This is a genomic window from Pseudomonas poae RE*1-1-14 (assembly GCF_000336465.1).
Taxonomy (GTDB): Bacteria; Pseudomonadota; Gammaproteobacteria; order Pseudomonadales; family Pseudomonadaceae; genus Aquipseudomonas; species Aquipseudomonas poae.
Genome location: NC_020209.1, coordinates 4,500,120 through 4,517,923 on the forward strand (window position 1 = coordinate 4,500,120; position 17,804 = coordinate 4,517,923).

The 17,804-nt window shown below is 60.7% G+C and carries 19 protein-coding genes and 1 other RNA gene; 10 read left to right on the forward strand and 10 right to left on the reverse strand.

What is annotated here, in order from left to right:
- Positions 1-19: 19 nt before the first annotated feature.
- The gene (locus tag H045_RS19790) at positions 20-577 is read right to left on the reverse strand and encodes a YecA/YgfB family protein (protein ID WP_003234806.1); all 558 of its coding nucleotides are present in this window, start codon (positions 575-577) and stop codon (positions 20-22) included.
- A gap of 138 nt (positions 578-715) precedes the next feature.
- Between H045_RS19790 and H045_RS19795 the strand changes: the two genes are divergently transcribed.
- From H045_RS19795 to H045_RS19805, 4 genes are all read left to right on the forward strand, one after another.
- Positions 716-925, forward strand: coding sequence for a TIGR02449 family protein (locus H045_RS19795; RefSeq protein ID WP_003177365.1), 210 nt, complete (start codon positions 716-718; stop codon positions 923-925).
- Positions 922-1,239: a cell division protein ZapA gene (locus H045_RS19800; protein WP_003234809.1), complete on the forward strand. Its 318-nt coding sequence runs from the start codon at positions 922-924 to the stop codon at positions 1,237-1,239. The genes H045_RS19795 and H045_RS19800 overlap by 4 nt, the downstream gene beginning before the upstream one ends.
- A gap of 30 nt (positions 1,240-1,269) precedes the next feature.
- A non-coding RNA gene (ssrS, locus tag H045_RS24730) (6S RNA) lies at positions 1,270-1,448 on the forward strand.
- 58 nt (positions 1,449-1,506) lie between these two features.
- Complete coding sequence (locus H045_RS19805) at positions 1,507-2,136, forward strand: 5-formyltetrahydrofolate cyclo-ligase (protein ID WP_015373260.1); 630 nt, start codon at positions 1,507-1,509, stop codon at positions 2,134-2,136.
- 7 nt (positions 2,137-2,143) lie between these two features.
- Here the strand turns inward: H045_RS19805 and H045_RS25315 are convergent, their stop codons facing one another.
- Positions 2,144-2,290, reverse strand: a complete 147-nt coding sequence (locus H045_RS25315) for a hypothetical protein (protein ID WP_003234812.1) — start codon at positions 2,288-2,290, stop codon at positions 2,144-2,146.
- A gap of 194 nt (positions 2,291-2,484) precedes the next feature.
- Here H045_RS25315 and H045_RS19810 point away from each other — a divergent pair, with 194 nt between their 5' ends.
- Complete coding sequence (locus tag H045_RS19810) at positions 2,485-2,934, forward strand: EVE domain-containing protein (RefSeq protein ID WP_015373261.1); 450 nt, start codon at positions 2,485-2,487, stop codon at positions 2,932-2,934.
- A 102-nt stretch (positions 2,935-3,036) separates the two neighbouring features.
- On the forward strand, positions 3,037-5,028 hold the full coding sequence (locus H045_RS19815) for an acyltransferase family protein (protein WP_015373262.1): 1,992 nt from the start codon (positions 3,037-3,039) through the stop codon (positions 5,026-5,028).
- Here H045_RS19815 and H045_RS19820 read toward each other — a convergent pair.
- The gene (locus tag H045_RS19820) at positions 5,018-5,425 is read right to left on the reverse strand and encodes a flagellar basal body-associated protein FliL (protein WP_003234817.1); all 408 of its coding nucleotides are present in this window, start codon (positions 5,423-5,425) and stop codon (positions 5,018-5,020) included. The genes H045_RS19815 and H045_RS19820 overlap by 11 nt on opposite strands.
- Positions 5,426-5,576: 151 nt before the next feature.
- Between H045_RS19820 and H045_RS19825 the strand changes: the two genes are divergently transcribed.
- Together H045_RS19825 and glpT are read left to right on the forward strand one after the other, a co-directional pair.
- Positions 5,577-6,554 carry an NADPH:quinone oxidoreductase family protein gene (locus H045_RS19825; protein ID WP_003234819.1) on the forward strand — a complete coding sequence of 326 codons (978 nt, stop codon included), beginning with the start codon at positions 5,577-5,579 and terminating at the stop codon, positions 6,552-6,554.
- 210 nt (positions 6,555-6,764) lie between these two features.
- Complete coding sequence (gene glpT, locus H045_RS19830; RefSeq protein ID WP_003234821.1) at positions 6,765-8,102, forward strand: glycerol-3-phosphate transporter; 1,338 nt, start codon at positions 6,765-6,767, stop codon at positions 8,100-8,102.
- Here the strand turns inward: glpT and H045_RS19835 are convergent.
- Positions 8,099-8,752, reverse strand: coding sequence for a gamma-glutamylcyclotransferase (locus tag H045_RS19835; RefSeq protein WP_003234823.1), 654 nt, complete (start codon positions 8,750-8,752; stop codon positions 8,099-8,101). The genes glpT and H045_RS19835 overlap by 4 nt on opposite strands.
- Positions 8,753-8,973: 221 nt before the next feature.
- Between H045_RS19835 and H045_RS19840 the strand changes: the two genes are divergently transcribed.
- Positions 8,974-9,456: a hypothetical protein gene (locus H045_RS19840; protein ID WP_015373263.1), complete on the forward strand. Its 483-nt coding sequence runs from the start codon at positions 8,974-8,976 to the stop codon at positions 9,454-9,456.
- Positions 9,457-9,476: 20 nt separating this feature from the next.
- On the opposite strand, the gene H045_RS19845 is transcribed toward H045_RS19840, so the two are convergent.
- The 6 genes from H045_RS19845 to H045_RS19870 form a co-directional block, all read right to left on the reverse strand.
- Positions 9,477-10,448, reverse strand: a complete 972-nt coding sequence (locus H045_RS19845) for a CDP-6-deoxy-delta-3,4-glucoseen reductase (protein WP_003234827.1) — start codon at positions 10,446-10,448, stop codon at positions 9,477-9,479.
- Entirely contained in the window at positions 10,448-11,914 is a 1,467-nt protein-coding gene (gene ubiD, locus H045_RS19850; protein WP_015373264.1) for a 4-hydroxy-3-polyprenylbenzoate decarboxylase, read from the reverse strand. Before ubiD ends, H045_RS19845 begins: the two co-directional genes overlap by 1 nt.
- Before the next feature lie 59 nt (positions 11,915-11,973).
- On the reverse strand, positions 11,974-13,956 hold the full coding sequence (locus tag H045_RS19855; protein ID WP_032870784.1) for an acyltransferase family protein: 1,983 nt from the start codon (positions 13,954-13,956) through the stop codon (positions 11,974-11,976).
- Between the two features lie 148 nt (positions 13,957-14,104).
- Positions 14,105-15,364 carry a transcription termination factor Rho gene (rho, locus tag H045_RS19860; RefSeq protein WP_003176825.1) on the reverse strand — a complete coding sequence of 420 codons (1,260 nt, stop codon included), beginning with the start codon at positions 15,362-15,364 and terminating at the stop codon, positions 14,105-14,107.
- A 236-nt stretch (positions 15,365-15,600) separates the two neighbouring features.
- The gene (gene trxA / locus H045_RS19865) at positions 15,601-15,930 is read right to left on the reverse strand and encodes a thioredoxin TrxA (protein ID WP_003234832.1); all 330 of its coding nucleotides are present in this window, start codon (positions 15,928-15,930) and stop codon (positions 15,601-15,603) included.
- A gap of 119 nt (positions 15,931-16,049) precedes the next feature.
- Positions 16,050-16,745 carry a FadR/GntR family transcriptional regulator gene (locus tag H045_RS19870; protein ID WP_003234834.1) on the reverse strand — a complete coding sequence of 232 codons (696 nt, stop codon included), beginning with the start codon at positions 16,743-16,745 and terminating at the stop codon, positions 16,050-16,052.
- Positions 16,746-17,010: 265 nt separating this feature from the next.
- Between H045_RS19870 and H045_RS19875 the strand changes: the two genes are divergently transcribed.
- Positions 17,011-17,796, forward strand: coding sequence for a transporter substrate-binding domain-containing protein (locus H045_RS19875; RefSeq protein ID WP_003234837.1), 786 nt, complete (start codon positions 17,011-17,013; stop codon positions 17,794-17,796).
- Positions 17,797-17,804: the final 8 nt, after the last annotated feature.

A 17,804-nucleotide genomic window follows, 5' to 3' on the forward strand; every position in this document is an offset into this window, starting at 1 on the left:
GGGCAGAGGAGCTTCCTTTTTAGTGCAACGACGGCTTGGGTGCGGCAGGCTCAGCGGACTTTCTGGTCTCGGTGAACAGCAGCAGCGGCGCCACGCGCAGGTATTCCATGACTTCCATGTAGTCGCCTTCGCCGTCTTCGGATTCTTCCAGAGCGTCTTGCACCTGGGAGATGGCGGCGAGGTCCTGCAGCACTTCCTTGGCGTCGGTGCTCAGCTCCAGGCCGCCGGCGTTCACGCCGAAACCGTGGAGAAAGCCCTGGCACCATTGGCCCAGCGCAGCGGCGCGGTCGGCCAGCGGTGCGTCGTCGGAGGGCAGCAGCAGGACGACAGTGACGTCATCGCCGGTCAGCTCGCCTTTGACCATCTCTTGCAGGCCGATCAACGCGTTGCGCACGTTGTCGGTGGGTTCGGTTTCCAGCAGCTCGGCCACATCGGCCAGCCAGTTGTCGGCATCGAAGCCGACACCGGTGCAACTGCGCCCCAACAGCACGCCATGCAGTTCGGCAGGCGAGCAAGGGTGGCCGCTGGTGCTCAGCAGTTTGGAAAAGGCATCGTACGGGGAGTTCTGAATAGGCATGGTGAGCTAGGCGCCAGACGGCGCAATGTCTAGAATGGAGCGCTGTATCCTAGCACCGGCAGACGTACCAAGACTATCGAGGGCGTCAGATCGTTTACCCTGCAGTTGCCATTCATCAGACAAATCCAGTGGAACCCAATGGAAGACACCGACCTGCAAGCGCTGATGGCCAGACTCGAACTGCTAATTGATCGGGTCGAGCAACTTAAGAGTCAAAACGGACTCCTACTAGCTCAGGAAAAGACCTGGCGCGAGGAACGCGCTCACCTCATTGAAAAAAACGAAATCGCCCGGCGTAAGGTCGAATCGATGATTTCGCGCCTGAAGGCCCTGGAGCAAGACTCATGAGTTCAAGCAATAGCGTTACCGTGCAGATCCTCGACAAAGAATATTCGATCATCTGCCCCCAGGAGGAGCGCAACAATCTGGTGAGCGCTGCCCGCTACCTGGACGGCAAGATGCGTGAAATCCGCAGCAGCGGCAAAGTGATCGGCGCCGACCGCATCGCCGTGATGGCCGCGCTGAACATCACCCACGACCTGCTGCACAAGCAGGAACGCCCCGACGTACAGGCCAGCGGCTCGACCCGCGAGCAGGTGCGTGACCTGCTCGACCGCGTCGATCTGGCGCTGTCCAGCGATTCGGACGCAGCCAAGGGCTGATTGCCGAGTCTGTTTAAGGTATACTCGCCCCACTCCCTGGCGTGCTTGCCAGTCGGCGATGTCCCGGAGCCGATTCGCACTACCCTGGAAGTTGCACGTTGGGCTGGTGTGCATGTCCGCTAGACGGAAAGCCTTAAAGCCTACTGCTTCTTCCACCTTGAACTTTCGGGTTCAAGGGCTTAGTCGACAGCGGTTCTGTCGGGGAGCCTGAATTCCCAAACTCAATGCCAGTCCTCGGACTGGCATTGTTTTATGAGCCGAAAACCCATGAACGAACCTGCGCCGCTTTCCCGTCCGCAACTTCGACGCATGTTGCGCAAGGCCCGTCGCGCCCTTACGCCGAGCGAGCAGCGCCAGGCCGCCCAGGGCCTGTATCGACAACTGGCACAGCACCCGCTGTTTCGCCGGGCCAAACATATTTCCCTGTATCTGCCGACGGACGGTGAAATCGATCCGCGCCTGCTGCTGCGTGCGGCCCAGCGCCGGGGCAAGGCCACCTACCTGCCGGTGCTGAGCGCCTGGCCGCGAACCAAGATGGTGTTCCAGCGCGTGCGTCCCGGGGAAACATTGCGGCCCAACCGCTTTCGCATTCTGGAGCCTCGGGTGAATGCCCGCCGCCAGCGCAAGGTATGGGCGCTGGACCTCGTGTTGCTGCCGCTGGTGGGGTTCGATGATGTGGGCGGACGCCTGGGCATGGGCGGCGGATTCTATGACCGTAGCCTGGCCTACCTCGCCCGCCGCAAGCACTGGCGCAAGCCGACGCTGCTGGGGCTGGCCCATGAATGTCAGAAGGTTGATCGCCTGGCGCAGGCCAGCTGGGATGTGCCATTAGCGGGCACCGTCACTGACAGGCAGTGGTATATCGCAGGAGCGCCACTGGAATCAGCGGCGCCTTGAAGCAGGATTAACGCTTGTACTGTTGCTGCACGGGAGAGAGTTGAGCCGGCGCATCAGCCTTGTTCGTCCACAAGCTTTGCGCATACCCGGTGGTCACGACACCCAGACCAAATAAAATCACCAAAATCCATAGTAAATCCGGTTTACGTTGCATCGATTGCCCCCCTTCAGGCATCTCGTACACGATGACAACAACGTTCCAAAGTAGTCCGTTGCAGCTGCGTCAAGCTTAAAAGCCGGCATTCTGCGGTAACGTGAACCAACACGCAAACCTTGGCGCCAACCGACTGTCGGTTTGTCACGGAATTGCCCGACAGCTCACCCCACGCCTTCTTCAGGAACCCGACAATGGCCTACTGGCTGATGAAATCCGAGCCCGACGAACTCTCCATCGATGGCCTGCAAAAACTCGGCGAAGCCCGCTGGGACGGGGTGCGCAACTATCAGGCGCGCAACTTTCTGCGCGCCATGGCCGTGGGCGATGAATTCTTTTTTTACCACTCCAGTTGCCCCGAACCCGGCATCGCCGGCATCGGCAAAATCGTCAAGGCCGCCTACCCGGATCCGACCGCGCTGGAGCCAGAAAGCCACTACTTCGATGCCAAAGCCAGCGCCGACAAAAATCCGTGGAGCGCGATCAATGTGGCGCATCTGCAGACGTTTCCCAACGTACTGGGCCTGGGTTACCTGAAGCAGCAAGCCGCGCTCGCCGAGTTGCCGCTGGTGCAAAAAGGCAGCCGTTTGTCGGTGATGCCGGTCACGGCCGAGCAATGGGCGGCCGTGTTGGCGCTACGCTGAGCGCCCGAAATACCTGGATGCATACCTGTCCGAACGGCTAGTCGCGGCGGGCAACAGGGTTTGGCAAAATCGTCGACCCCGTTGTCCAGGAAGGAAGATTCCGTGACGCGTTCTACCCGTGCCTACTTGCCCGCTATCGACGGCATGCGCGCCATCGCCGTGCTCAGCGTGATCATTTTCCACCTGGATTTTCTCGGCCTGCTGCCCGGCGGGTTCACCGGCGTCGATCTGTTCTTCGTCATCTCCGGCTACGTGATCAGCCAATCCCTGTGGGAGCGCCGTGACCTGCCCCTGGGCGCGTACCTGAAAGACTTCTACCGCCGCCGCCTGCTGCGCATCATGCCGGCGTTGCTGGCGGTACTCTCTGTGAGTTTCATGCTGTCGGCGATGTTCATGCCACAGTTCTGGCTCAGCGAACTGATCGACAGCACAGGCCTCGCGGCCTTCTTTGGCTTGAGCAACTTCGTGCTGGCCTGGAATACCGACACCTATTTCTCCCCCTCTGCCGAGCTCAACCCTTACCTGCACACCTGGTCGCTGGGGGTCGAAGAACAGTTCTACGTGATCTTTCCGGCATTGTTCTTTCTCTGGTTGCGCTACCGCAAAAGCGCTGCGATCACCTGGGCCGTGCTGCCGTTGATGGCCGTTGCTTCGCTGATCGTCGGCGCCTATCAGGTCGATGCCGCGCCGCTGTCGGCGTTCTACCTGCTGCCCGGGCGGTTCTGGGAACTGGCTTCGGGGGCGCTGCTGTTCCAGCTCATCGGCACGGCGCCGCGCTTCAACCGATGGGCGCCTGCCATGCTGGCCGCAGGGCTGGGCTTGGTCATCGTCGGCTTGCTGTTCGCCAACCCTGGCCGATTCCCGTTCCCCTGGGCGGTGGTCAGCGTTATGGGCGCGCTCTCGATGCTCGCAGGGATCGTGCTGCAAGCCGACCAACCACCCAGTGCACTGCAACGCCTGCTGCAAAACCGGGTGGTGACCTACCTCGGTCGACTGTCTTATTCGCTGTACCTGTGGCATTGGCCGGTCGCGGTGTTCCTGCGCTGGACCACCGGGCTCGAGCTGCTTGCGGTACAACTGCTTTACCCGGTATTGGTACTCGCGCTGGCGGCAGCGTCCTACCACTGGATCGAGATGCCGATTCGCACCGGCCACTCTGTGGTGCAACGCCAGGCATGGCGTGCGATTGCCAGTGTCGCGGGTGTCACCGGGCTGCTTTGGCTGGGCGCGCAGTGGGTGTCGACGAATGCATCGACCCTGTCACTCAGCCAGACCCGCGACAGTTACACCTGGTATGCCTACAAACATTATCCACAGGAAGACTTTGAAACCCTCGATGACCCGCGCCTGCGGGAACGGCAGCTGTTCGTGATGGGAGACTCGCATACGGCGGCCTACCGCACCCTGTTGAAGCTGGTCTCACTCAAGCTCGGGGTGACGGTGGTGGAGTATGAACAGGGGGGTTGCGCTGTCGCCAGCCTGATCGGGCCGGACCCTGCGCGCTGCGCCGCATCGCGCGAAGCCCAGCTCAAGCAGATCGAGGCCCGCGCCAAGCCGGGTGATGTGGTGTTCCTGGCCTCCCTGCGCATGCCCGAACTCACCGACCGCCCGTGGCGCAAAGGTGAATCGGCAGTGATCGAGGAGGCACTGAAAGAGCTGACTGACGAGAACATGGAAGCGGCGCGAACCGATGCCGAGCGATTGTTGAAACGCCTGCAGGCGGCACAACTCAACATCCTGATCGACGCCCCCAAACCTGTGTTCAAGGCTGCGCCCAATCGTTGCTCTGACTGGTTCAACCGCATGAATCCGGTGTGTGCGCCGGGCCTGACGATGGCGCGCGATCAGCTTGAGCGGCTGCGCGCGCCGCAGATGCAATTGTTGCAACAACTGGAGGCGCGTTATCCGGCCTTGCATACCTGGGATCCGTTGCCGCTGTTATGCGCCGGCCCCACCTGCTCGGCCTACGAAGACAACGCCAAACCGCTGTTCTTTGACTCCAACCACCTCAGTGGCCATGGCAACCGGGTACTGGAGCCCGCTTTTACCGCAGCCTTGCTGAAGATATGGGAGGTGTCGCCGGTTACTGAATGATCAGGTTGTTGAACAACAGGTCTTCCACCATCGGCTTGCCGGTCTCATCGCTCATGACCTGCTGGGTTTGCTTCAGGGCTTCCTGACGCAGTTTTTCCTTGCCTTCGACGGTGCTCATGGCCTCGCTGGTCTGTTGGGTAAACAGCGCCACCAGTTGGTTACGGATCAACGGGTCATTGGCCTTGACCGCCGCCGCCGCTTCGGTACCGGTGACGCGCAGGGCGATATCGGCCTTGAACACTTTGAGTTTCGCCGTGCCATCCAGGCCGTAGTTGCCCACGAACGGCGGTGTCAGGCTGATATAACTGACCTTCGGCGCCTCACCTTCCTTGGCTTCTTCGGCCTGAGCCGCCATCGGCAAGATCAGGGCCAGCATCAACAGGGTCCACGCTTTCACAATTCATTTCCTCACATTCGGTTGCCAAGCAGCATAACGCCAGCAAGGCAGAGCACAAGCTTATGGCGACTCATCAGGCCCGGGCATGCTCGTTGACCCGCGGGCGTTCCCTCCTACACTTATCGGCCAAGACGCCAAAAGGAATAGTCCGATGAAAGCTGTGCTGTGCAAAGCCTTCGGCCCCGCCGAAACCCTGGTGCTGGAAGAGATCGAAAGCCCGGCGTTCAAAAAGAACGAAGTGCTGCTGGACGTGCACGCGGCCGGGGTGAATTTCCCGGACACGCTTATTATCGAGGGCAAGTACCAGTTCAAGCCGCCCTTCCCGTTTTCACCAGGTGGCGAAGCGGCGGGGGTGGTCAGCGCAGTCGGCGAAAAAGTCAGCCATCTTAAAGTGGGCGATCGCGTGATGGCACTGACCGGCTGGGGCAGCTTTGCCGAACAGGTCGCGGTGCCTGGCTACAACGTGCTGCCGATCCCGCCGAGCATGGACTTCAACATCGCCGCCGCCTTCAGCATGACCTACGGCACTTCGATGCACGCACTCAAGCAACGGGCCAACCTGCAACCTGGCGAGACCCTGCTGGTACTCGGCGCTTCCGGGGGTGTGGGCCTGGCCGCCGTGGAAATCGGCAAGGCCATGGGCGCGCGGGTGATCGCCGCCGCCAGCAGCGCCGACAAACTCGCCGTGGCCAAGGCGGCCGGCGCCGATGAACTGATCAACTACAGCGACGCCAGCCTCAAGGACGAGGTCAAGCGCCTGACCGACGGCAACGGCGCCGATGTGATCTACGACCCGGTGGGCGGCGACCTGTTTGACCAGGCCATCCGCGCCATTGCCTGGAACGGCCGGTTGCTGGTGGTGGGGTTTGCCAGCGGACGCATACCCGAACTGCCGGTGAATCTGGCATTGCTCAAGGGTGCGGCCGTGGTCGGCGTGTTTTGGGGCTCGTTCGCCCAGCGTCAACCGCAGGACAATGCGGCAAACTTTCAGCAGTTATTCACCTGGTATGGCGAAGGCAGGTTGAAACCGCTGGTGTCGAAAATGTACCCGCTGGACCAGGCGGCCCAGGCGATCAACGACCTGGGGCAGCGCAAGGCCGTCGGCAAAGTCGTCGTCCAGACTCGCTGACTGAGGTGAAAGGCAATCACTGAGGGAGGGGCCCCGCTCCCTCCCATAGTTGGATCGACGGTGTGCCCTAACGCGTAATCACGACTCACACTTATCCCTGTGCGACATGTTCGGATTTCTTGTGTTTGCCAATAAGAGGCGATGCTATTTTCGGTAACGAAACTGTAACATTCGCATCCGCAGTCAAAACAAGAAATCTGGAGCCCTTGAATGTTTGCTTTCTTTCGTCCTGCCGCGCACCAGGCGCCCCTGCCTGAAGAAAAAATCGACAGTACCTACCGACGGCTGCGCTGGCAGATCTTCGCCGGCATTTTCATCGGTTACGCCGGGTACTACCTGCTGCGCAAAAACTTCTCCCTGGCCATGCCCTACCTGATCGACGAGGGTTATACCCGTGGTCAGTTGGGCCTGGCGATGTCGGCGATCGCGATTGCCTACGGCCTGTCCAAGTTCCTCATGGGCCTGGTATCCGACCGCTCCAACCCGCGCTACTTTCTGCCCTTCGGCCTGTTGGTATCGGCGGGTGTAATGTTCATCTTCGGTTTCGCACCCTGGGCCACATCCAGCGTGACCATGATGTTCATCCTGCTGTTCATCAACGGCTGGGCCCAGGGCATGGGCTGGCCGCCAAGCGGGCGGACCATGGTGCATTGGTGGTCGCAGAAGGAACGCGGCGGCGTGGTGTCGGTGTGGAACGTGGCGCACAATGTCGGCGGCGGCCTGATCGGTCCGCTGTTCCTGCTGGGCATGGCCTGGTTCAACGACTGGCATGCAGCCTTCTACGTGCCGGCGACCGTGGCATTGCTGGTGGCGGCGTTTGCCTTCATCACCATGCGTGACACCCCGCAATCGGTGGGCCTGCCGCCCATTGAGCAATACAAGAACGATTACCCGGAAGGCTACGATGCGAGCCACGAAGAAGAATTCAGCGCCAAGGAAATCTTCGTCAAGTATGTGCTGCGCAACAAAATGCTGTGGTACATCGCATTCGCCAACGTCTTCGTCTACCTGCTGCGCTACGGCGTGCTGGATTGGGCGCCGACGTACCTCAAGGAAGCCAAGCACTTTACCGTCGACAAGTCGTCGTGGGCCTACTTCTTCTACGAATGGGCGGGTATTCCGGGCACGCTGCTGTGCGGCTGGATGTCGGACAAGATCTTCCGTGGCAACCGTGGCCTGACCGGCATTGTGTTCATGGCCCTGGTGACCGTGGCGACCCTGGTGTACTGGCTCAACCCGCCGGGCAACCCGACTGTCGACATGATCGCCCTGGTGTCGATCGGCTTCCTGATCTACGGCCCGGTGATGCTGATCGGCCTGCAGGCGCTGGAACTGGCTCCGAAAAAAGCCGCCGGTACTGCTGCGGGCTTCACGGGTCTGTTCGGTTATCTGGGTGGTTCGGTCGCAGCAAGTGCGGCCATGGGCTACACCGTTGACCATTTCGGCTGGGACGGTGGTTTTGTGTTGCTGATAGGCGCGTGCCTGCTGGCGATTGCATTCCTGATCCCGACCCTGTGGCATACCAACAGTGTCAGCTCGGCGCGTTAATCCGCCGCGCAATCCTTGATACAACGCTTGAGCCGCGCCTCCAGGTTTTTATCTGGCATGGCGTGGCTGCGCAGGGCGTTGACGGTCTGCTCGACATAATCGCGAGTGGTACCGTAACGCCCGCAAGCGCTTTGCAACACATGGTTGAGCACGATATCGGGCAGGTTGCCGGCGTAGCTGGGCAAATGCCGCTCCAATACAAATCCCAGCGCCTGAACCTGACTGCCATCCTCCAGACGGCAGCTGAGCCAGTGCGGCTTGTAGGAGGGATAAGGCATCTCGCGCTGCCACAAGGCATAAAGCGATGCCTCCAGTTGATCTTCCGGCAAGCGATAGGCAAACCCGCTGCACGAACCACCGCGATCGAGCCCGAATACCAGACCCGGCAACTCCGGCGTACCCCGGTGCTCGTGGGACCACAGGTACAGCCCGCGATGATAGCCATGCACCCGTGCCCGCACGCGCTCGGTCGACGAACATTCGGGGCGCCAGATCAATGAACCGTAAGCAAACAGCCACACAGGCCCACCCTTGTGCCGCGCCATGGTGGCCTGCATCGAGCTCATCAGTTGTTCATGAGTGAGTTGCGGCCCCAGATCGAGTCGCGGAGGGTAAGCCAATTGCAGAAGATCGGTTTCTATGGCGGTCATGGCGAAAAGCGGTGCGCCTCCTGTGTATTACCAGTTGTGAGGGACTTTACCGCAATAAAACGCAACGCTGTAAGCGCACCGCCCACCTTTGGTCAGGATTGGGCCCGGCACTTCCAGTACTTTCAGCCCCGGTTCAGCCTTGTAACGCGCCCTGGCGCCAGAATGGCCCACACGTTACGGCCCGTCGTCCGCTCCTTACACCGACTACCGAGGTCGCCCCCATGAAAAAGATCCGACTGCCCGGCCTGCTGTTCCTGGCCCAGGCCACCACCGCTTTCGCCGCAGAAGTGCCGCCGGTCGAAGATGACAAAGGCTTCTGGTATGCGCAAACCAGCGTGTACACCCGGCACTTTTCGCCCGACCCTGACCACAACAACAAACAGAACCTGATCGGCCTGGAACGCAATGAGGCTTCAGGTTTTGTGTATGGCGGGGCGACGTTTCGCAACTCGTTCGGCCAGCGTTCGTACTACGCCTATGCGGGTCAGCGCTATGACATGACGGATTATCCGGTGTACTTGAAGATCACGGGCGGTGCGATTCAGGGCTATCGCGGCAAATACCGCGACAAGATCCCGCTGAATCGGCTTGGCGTGGCGCCGGTGGTCATCCCGTCGGTGGGCACGTATTACGGGCCCGTGGCGGCGGAGGTGGTGTTGCTGGGGCTCAATGCGGTGATGGTGACCACGGGCGTGCGATTCTAGGCAAAGCAGCTCCCATAACTTCAGGGCCGTGGCGCGTAGGCAAACACGTCGGCGCGCATCTGATGGGCGTCCATGCCAGCTTCGACCAGCGCATCGAGGGTGCCGTAGATCATGGCGGGTGAACCGCTGGCGTACACATGCACCGCCGTAAGATCGGTGATGTCTTCGCACACGGCTTCATGCAGCAGTCCGCAGCGCCCTTCCCAGCCGCACAGGTCACTGACCACCTTGTGCAGGAACAGGTTGGGCAATTGCAGCCACTGGTCCCAGTGTTCGATTTCGTAGAAATCTTCCGGGCGACGCACACCCCAGTACAGGTGCACCGGGTGTTTGAAACCCGACGCACGGCAATGCTCGATCAGGCTGTGCATCTGCGCCATGCCAGTACCGGCGGCGATCAGTACCAGCGGCCCATCCGGCAGCTCGGCCAGGTGCGTGTCACCAAACGGCAACTCGATGCGGGCCATCCGGTCACGCTGCAATTGCGCGAGCAAGTCACGCGCGCTGTCCTCGCGCACCAGCACATGCAGTTCCAGCTCACGCCCTGCGTGGGGCGCCGACGCCAGTGAAAACGCCGACTTTTTCTCGCCATTGTCCCGCTCGATCATCAGGTACTGCCCAGCGTGGTAACGCACCGCCTTGCCGGCCGGTGCCAGCAGGCGCACGCGCCATACATCGCCACCGACCTCGACGCATTCACTCAATTGGCACGCCAACTTGCGCAACGGCAACTCTCCCGGCGCCAGCACGCCATCCCACAACACGATGCAATCTTCCAGCGGCTCGGCGATGCAGGTGTAGAACTCGCCATGGTCGAGCACCTCGCCATTTTGCTGCACCCGCCCCTCTACCAGCAGCGCCACGCACACGTGGCACACGCCATTACGACACGCCTGGGGGCACTCGTAGCCCAGGCGGCGTGCGCCTTCGAGGATTCGCTCGCCAGGGTCAAGCTCCAATACAGCGCCGGAAGGTTGCAGGGTTACACGCATCAATCTATTCCCAATTCTTTCCAGATCGCATCGACACGTGCCGTGACGGCTTCATCCTTGACTATCACCCTGCCCCACTCGCGAGTGGTTTCGCCCGGCCATTTATGCGTGGCATCCAGGCCCATTTTCGAGCCCAGGCCCGACACCGGCGAGGCGAAATCGAGGTAGTCGATCGGCGTGTTATCGATCATCACCGTGTCGCGCTTGGGGTCCATGCGCGTGGTGATGGCCCAGATCACGTCATTCCAGTCGCGGGCATTGATGTCGTCGTCGGTGACGATAACGAACTTGGTGTACATGAACTGTCGCAAAAACGACCACACACCCAGCATTACCCGCTTGGCATGCCCCGGGTACGACTTCTTCATGGTCACGATGGCCATGCGATACGAGCAGCCTTCCGGCGGCAGGTAAAAGTCGGTGATTTCCGGGAACTGCTTTTGCAGGATCGGCACGAACACTTCGTTGAGCGCCACGCCCAGAATGGCGGGCTCATCCGGCGGCCGCCCGGTGTAGGTGCTGTGATAGATCGGCTTGATCCGGTGAGTGATGCGTTCCACGGTAAACACCGGGAAGCTGTCGACTTCGTTGTAGTAGCCGGTGTGGTCGCCGTAAGGGCCTTCATCGGCCATTTCGCCCGGATGAATCACGCCTTCGAGGATGATTTCGGCGGTGGCCGGCACTTGCAGGTCATTGCCACGGCATTTCACCAGTTCAGTACGGTTACCGCGCAACAGGCCGGCGAAGGCGTATTCGGAGAGGCTGTCCGGCACCGGGGTCACGGCTCCGAGGATCGTGGCAGGGTCAGCGCCCAGCGCCACGGAGACCGGGAACGGCTTGCCGGGATGCTTTTCGCACCACTCGCGGAAATCCAGGGCGCCGCCACGGTGGCTCAGCCAGCGCATGATCACCTTGTTGCGGCCGATCACTTGCTGACGGTAAATGCCGAGGTTCTGGCGATCCTTGTTCGGACCTTTGGTGACGGTAAGTCCCCAGGTGATCAGCGGGCCGACGTCGCCAGGCCAGCAGGTCTGCACCGGAAGCATGGCCAGGTCGACATCATCGCCTTCGATGACCACTTCCTGGCACACCGCGTCCTTGACCACCTTGGGCGCCATGGCAATGATCTTGCGAAAGATCGGCAGCTTCGACCAGGCATCCTTCAAACCCTTGGGCGGCTCGGGCTCTTTGAGGAAGGCAAGCAGCTTGCCGATCTCGCGCAGCTCGCTGACCGACTCGGCGCCCATGCCAAAGGCCACGCGTTCGGGGGTGCCGAACAGGTTGCCGAGCACCGGAATATCAAAGCCGGTCGGGTTTTCGAACAGCAGCGCCGGCCCCTTGCTGCGCAAGGTGCGGTCGCAAATCTCAGTCATTTCCAGCACCGGGGAAATCGGCATCTGGATGCGTTTCAACTCTCCGCGCTGCTCAAGTTGCTGCACGAAATCCCGAAGATCCTTGAATTTCATTAAACCCGCCACCCGTAAAATAGGCTTACATCCTACCTGCTCTGAGGACGGCTGGCAGCTTAATTGGCCGTCAGCCCCCGCGATTGGAGCGAACTGAACAACGGCTCCAGAAACGCTTCGATGTGCCGCGCGCCCACGTCGGACAAGTGATTATCGTCGGTGTACAACGCACGCCCATTGAGTTCGACCCGGCACAGACCATCGGCGCCACATAACTGTGGCGCCGGGTCCAGCACCCTCACACCGCTGTCGGCGGCGGCCAATTCGTCGAACAACTGGGAGATAAATGCTTCACGCGCCAGGTGCTTGGCCACCGGCAGTCCTTCGCGGTCCACCGGCCGGTGCATCATGGCCAGGCGGCTAAGGCGGTACGGCACGATGATTTCCTGCAGCGGCACTTCCTTGACCAGCCACACACGATGCCCGGCCGCGCGCAGGCCCTTGATGCGCTCGCGCATGCCGTCGGCGAAGCGTTGTTCGGCCACCGCGCGCACATATTGACCGGTGCTCGGGTCCTTGAGCGCATGCTCCTTGTCACCCGACATTTGCCCATACAGATACAGGCTCCAACGCGCCGCCAGCACCACATCGCTGATCGGCTGTTCGCTCATGGCCTTCTCGACGCGGCGGTTGAAATGCGCGCAGCGGGCAATGTTTTCCAGGCCGTCCAGTGGCACACACCCGGCAAAACTGGCCTCCATCAGACTGATGTCGTGCTTCTCTGCGCCGATTTCGAGCGCCGGGATCAACGCAGTGGCATGGCTATCGCCCCATACCAGCGCAGACACCGCAGGATTTTTCGGACCGAAGTGACAGAACAGGCGCTCATCAGGCGTGTCTTTGTCTGCCATGCAGGCCATCAGCTCGGGGCTCCACTTCTTGGCCTTTGCATAGCGCAGCGCCTGCTCGGACAAGCGCGACGGCACACCGTCAGCCTTGCGCAGCGCCACGCCCGTAAGGCCGATGGACAGGATACCAACCGCTGCCGCAACGAGAATCGCCTTGCGCGTCGCCAGCAGACGCTTCTCCCTGAAAGGGGTCTCCACAAAGCGCCAGGACAGATAACCCAACACCAGGCTCAGCAGCATCAGCCCGCCCAGCTCCGTGGCACTCAGGCCATCGACCGCCGCGTAGTTGGCGTACACGAATACTGGCCAGTGCCAGAGGTACCAGGAGTACGAGATAAGCCCCAGGCCCACCATCAGCCTTGAACTCAGCAAACGACCCACCCAGGTGTATTGCTGCCCATTGGCCCAGATCAGTCCGACCACGCCGAGCACCGGCAGCAGCGCAGTGGCGCCGGGGAACGCAGTGTGTGAATCGAAGCCGAAGACGGCAATCAGGATCAACCCCATCGCCGCCAGGCTGACGCACTGGGCCAGGGCCGGTGAGGCGCGCCACTCACGCGCGGGCATCACCGCCAGCATGGCGCCGGCGAGCAATTCCCAGGCGCGCAGATGCAACAGGAAGAAGGCTTTTTGCGGTTCATGCTCCACCGCCCAGACGCTCATGCCGAACGACACCAGCAATACGCCGAACAGGGCCAGGCGCCAGTGCTTCAAGCGGCTTGAAAGCAGGGTTAGCAGCAAGGGAAAGAGGATATAGAACTGTTCTTCGACCGCCAGCGACCAGGTGTGCAGCAGCGGCTTGATGTCGGACGCCGCCTCGAAATAGCCATGCTGGCGCGCAAACAGCAGGTTGGAGGTGAAGATCACCTGATAGTGCGCCGCCCGCCCCAGTTCCTCATAGTCTTTGGGCGCCAGCAGGAACCAGCCCGCCACCAGCGTCGCCACGATCATCACGAACAGCGCCGGCAGAATGCGCCGGGCACGCCGCGCCCAGAACTCCACAAAACTGAAGCGTCCGGCCTGGCGTTCGCGCCAGATGATCGAGGTGATCAGGAAGCCCGAAATCACAAAGAATACATCTACGCCAACAAAGCCGCCGGTGACGCCCGGCACGCCAAAGTGAAACAACACAACAGCCAGAACCGCGATAGCACGCAGGCCATCAATGTCTCTTCGGTAAGCAAGAACAGTCATAAATCAATGTCAGCCAGATACGAATGGGGATGAGCGTAGACGCACTCGTGTTTTTTTGTGTCTCAACTGACACGTATGCCGCGAACCGCTCATTTGTGACACAAAAAAATGGCGCCCCAAAGGGCGCCATTCTCACGGACCTGAAGTGTTATTTACGCTTCATCGACAAGAAAAACTCGTCGTTGGTCTTGGTGGTTTTCAGCTTGTCGATCAGGAACTCGATGGCAGCGACTTCATCCATCGGGTGCAGCAGCTTGCGCAGGATCCACATGCGCTGCAGTTCGTCGTCGGCAGTCAGCAACTCTTCACGGCGAGTGCCGGAACGGTTGATGTTGATAGCCGGGAACACACGCTTTTCAGCGATGCGACGGTCCAGGGGCAGTTCCATGTTGCCGGTACCCTTGAACTCTTCGTAGATCACTTCATCCATCTTCGAGCCGGTTTCAACCAGCGCGGTGGCGATGATTGTCAGCGAGCCGCCTTCTTCGATGTTGCGCGCGGCGCCGAAGAAACGCTTCGGTTTCTCCAGGGCGTGGGCGTCGACACCACCGGTCAATACCTTGCCGGAGCTCGGGATCACGGTGTTGTAGGCACGCGCCAGACGGGTGATGGAGTCGAGCAGGATCACTACGTCCTTCTTGTGCTCGACCAGACGCTTGGCCTTTTCGATCACCATCTCGGCAACCTGCACGTGGCGGGTCGGCGGCTCGTCGAATGTCGAGGCAACCACTTCGCCGCGCACGGTGCGCTGCATTTCGGTTACTTCTTCCGGACGCTCATCGATCAGCAATACGATCAGGTGAACTTCCGGGTTGTTGCGCGCGATGTTCGCGGCAATGTTCTGCAGCATGATCGTTTTACCGGCCTTCGGCGGCGCGACGATCAGACCGCGCTGGCCCTTGCCGATCGGTGCACACAGGTCGATCACGCGACCGGTCAAGTCTTCGGTGGAACCGTTACCGGCTTCCATCTTCATGCGCACGGTCGGGAACAGCGGGGTCAAGTTCTCGAAGAGAATCTTGTTTTTCGCGTTCTCGGGACGATCGAAGTTGATCGTGTCGACCTTGAGCAGGGCGAAATAACGCTCACCTTCCTTCGGAGGGCGAATCTTGCCGACGATGGTGTCGCCGGTGCGCAAGTTGAAGCGACGGATCTGGCTCGGCGAGACATAGATATCGTCCGGGCCGGCGAGATAGGAAGCGTCTGCAGAGCGGAGGAAGCCGAAGCCGTCCTGGAGAATCTCCAGCACGCCATCACCGGAGATTTCCTCACCGCTTTTTGCGTGCTTTTTGAGCAGGGAGAAAATCACGTCCTGCTTGCGCGAACGGGCCATATTTTCTATGCCCATTTCTTCGGCCAGTTGGAGCAGGTCGGTAATCGGCTTTTGCTTGAGTTCAGTCAGATTCATATAGGAATGACGTAATCATTTATGGAGGGGGGAAATTAAGCTTTTGGCTTAATGAGGCCGCGCCGCAGAGAAGGCGACAGGATCGCGTACTAATCGAAAAGGAATGCGTCGGCGACGGCTTGCAGGGGGCAGTGGAGAAACCAGTGCGGGGCCGAATGTACCACCTGAATTTCGGAGCGTCCAGCCCTGTTTTACGAAAAAGCCCCGCGATTTGCGGGGCTCTTTTTGGACGACGCTTAGATGTTGGCGTCGAGAAAAGCTTGCAACTGGGACTTCGACAGCGCGCCGACCTTGGTGGCCTCAACGTTGCCGTTCTTGAACAGCATCAGCGTAGGGATACCACGCACGCCATGCTTGGCCGGGGTTTCCTGGTTCTCGTCGATGTTCAGCTTGGCAATGGTCAGTTTGCCTGCATAGGTGGTTGCAATGTCGTCCAGGACCGGGGCGATCATTTTGCAAGGGCCGCACCACTCTGCCCAATAATCAACCAGTACAGGGCCGGTAGCCTTGAGTACATCAGCTTCGAAGCTAGCGTCGCTAACGTGTTTGATAAGATCGCTGCTCATGGAAGTCTCCAGGTTGTAAGCAAAAAAACGTCGCCCATCATAGCCGCCCTTCCCCGGTTCAGGAAGTCGCCTCTGATTGAGTGTTGCTATGGCGGCGCATGAGTGTGGGTATGAGCCACTCAGGGTGACACGGGCGTCACGAAGGCAATCCCGGTGCGCAACGCTGCATTGCGAACGTGTTCCTGCATGGCTTTCTGCGCCGCCGCGCTCGCCCGCCGGGCCAGGGCGCGCAGGATCCTGCGGTGTTCCTGCCAGGTCTCCATGGCCCTTTCCGGCCGGATGAACGGTAGTTTCTGACTTTCCAGGAACACTTCGGCGCTGGTGCTGAGGATGCTCACCATCGCCTGGTTACCGCTGGCGAGCAGGATGCGCTGATGAAAGTCGAAGTCCAGCCGCGCAGCCGCCTCGAAATCGCCGGCCCTGAGAACCTTGCGCATGGCCTCGACATTGTCTTCCAGGCCGTCAAGCTCATCGAGGGTCAACGTCATCGCCGCCAACCCGGCGGCGAACCCTTCAAGGGCATAGCGCAGCTGAAAGATATCCAGCGGCGTCGCCTGTGCCGCGAACGGCCAGGCAAACCCGGGCGGCTCCTGCGCCGCTTGCACGAACACCCCTTTGCCCGGCTGCACGCTGACCACGCCCAAGGCACTCAGGGATGACAACGCCTCGCGCAAAGACGCCCGGCTCACCCCCAACTGCAGCGCCAGGTCGCGCTGGGACGGCAGTGCATCGCCCGCGCAAAAGCCTTGCTCCTTGATCAGTTTGCGGATGGCCTGCAGGGCCGCTTCCGGTACGGCTTGGGCGATGGCATGCATAAAAAACTCAAGGCTCCAGTCAACTGAGCGGCTAGTTGTAAAGCTATTCAAGGCTGTCGGCAAGCCACGCCCCAAAGGGGCTCGCACGATTTTAGCGACGCCCGAAAAAGGTGCGAAAAGCCTGCGAACTGTTCAGACCAGTAAGACCACCACGGCTCAGTAAATCCCGGTCCTTCAGACCATTCAGGGAAGGCTGGCATGGGCTGTGCAATCACGCAGAGCAGTCAAATTCAGAAATTCCTTCGCCCTTTTCCGGAGAGTTGCCATGACCAAGCGCTGCAGCGTCCTGCTCACTGCCCTGTTTGCCAGCCTGATGCTGAGCCAGGCGCCCGCCCAGGCCAACGGTCTGGACGACATCGTCGCCCGTGGCACCCTCAAGGTCGCCGTGCCTCAGGACTTCCCGCCATTCGGTTCGGTCGGCCCCGACATGAAGCCGCGCGGCCTGGACATCGACACCGCCAAGCTGCTGGCCGACCAGCTCAAGGTCAAACTGGAATTGACGCCAGTCAACAGCACCAACCGCATCCCGTTCCTTACCACCGGCAAGGTCGACCTGGTGATCTCCAGCCTGGGCAAGAACCCCGAGCGCGAGAAGGTCATCGACTTTTCCCGCGCCTACGCGCCGTTCTACCTGGCCGTCTTCGGCCCGCCTGACGCCGCCGTCAGCACCACCGACGACCTCAAGGGCAAGACCATCAGCGTCACCCGTGGCGCCATTGAAGACATCGAGCTGAGCGCCGTCGCGCCCAAGGAAGCGACCATCAAGCGCTTCGAAGACAACAACTCGACCATCGCCGCCTACCTCGCCGGCCAGGTCGACCTGATCGCCAGCGGCAACGTGGTGATGGTGGCGATCAGCGAACGCAACCCCAAACGCGTGCCGGCGCTGAAAGTGAAGCTCAAGGATTCGCCGGTGTACGTGGGCGTGAACAAGAACGAGCCGGCGCTGCTGGAGAAGGTCAACCAGATCCTGGCGGCAGCCAAGGCCGATGGCAGCCTGGAAAAGAACGCACTGCAGTGGCTCAAAGAGCCATTGCCTGCCGACCTCTGATACCACGG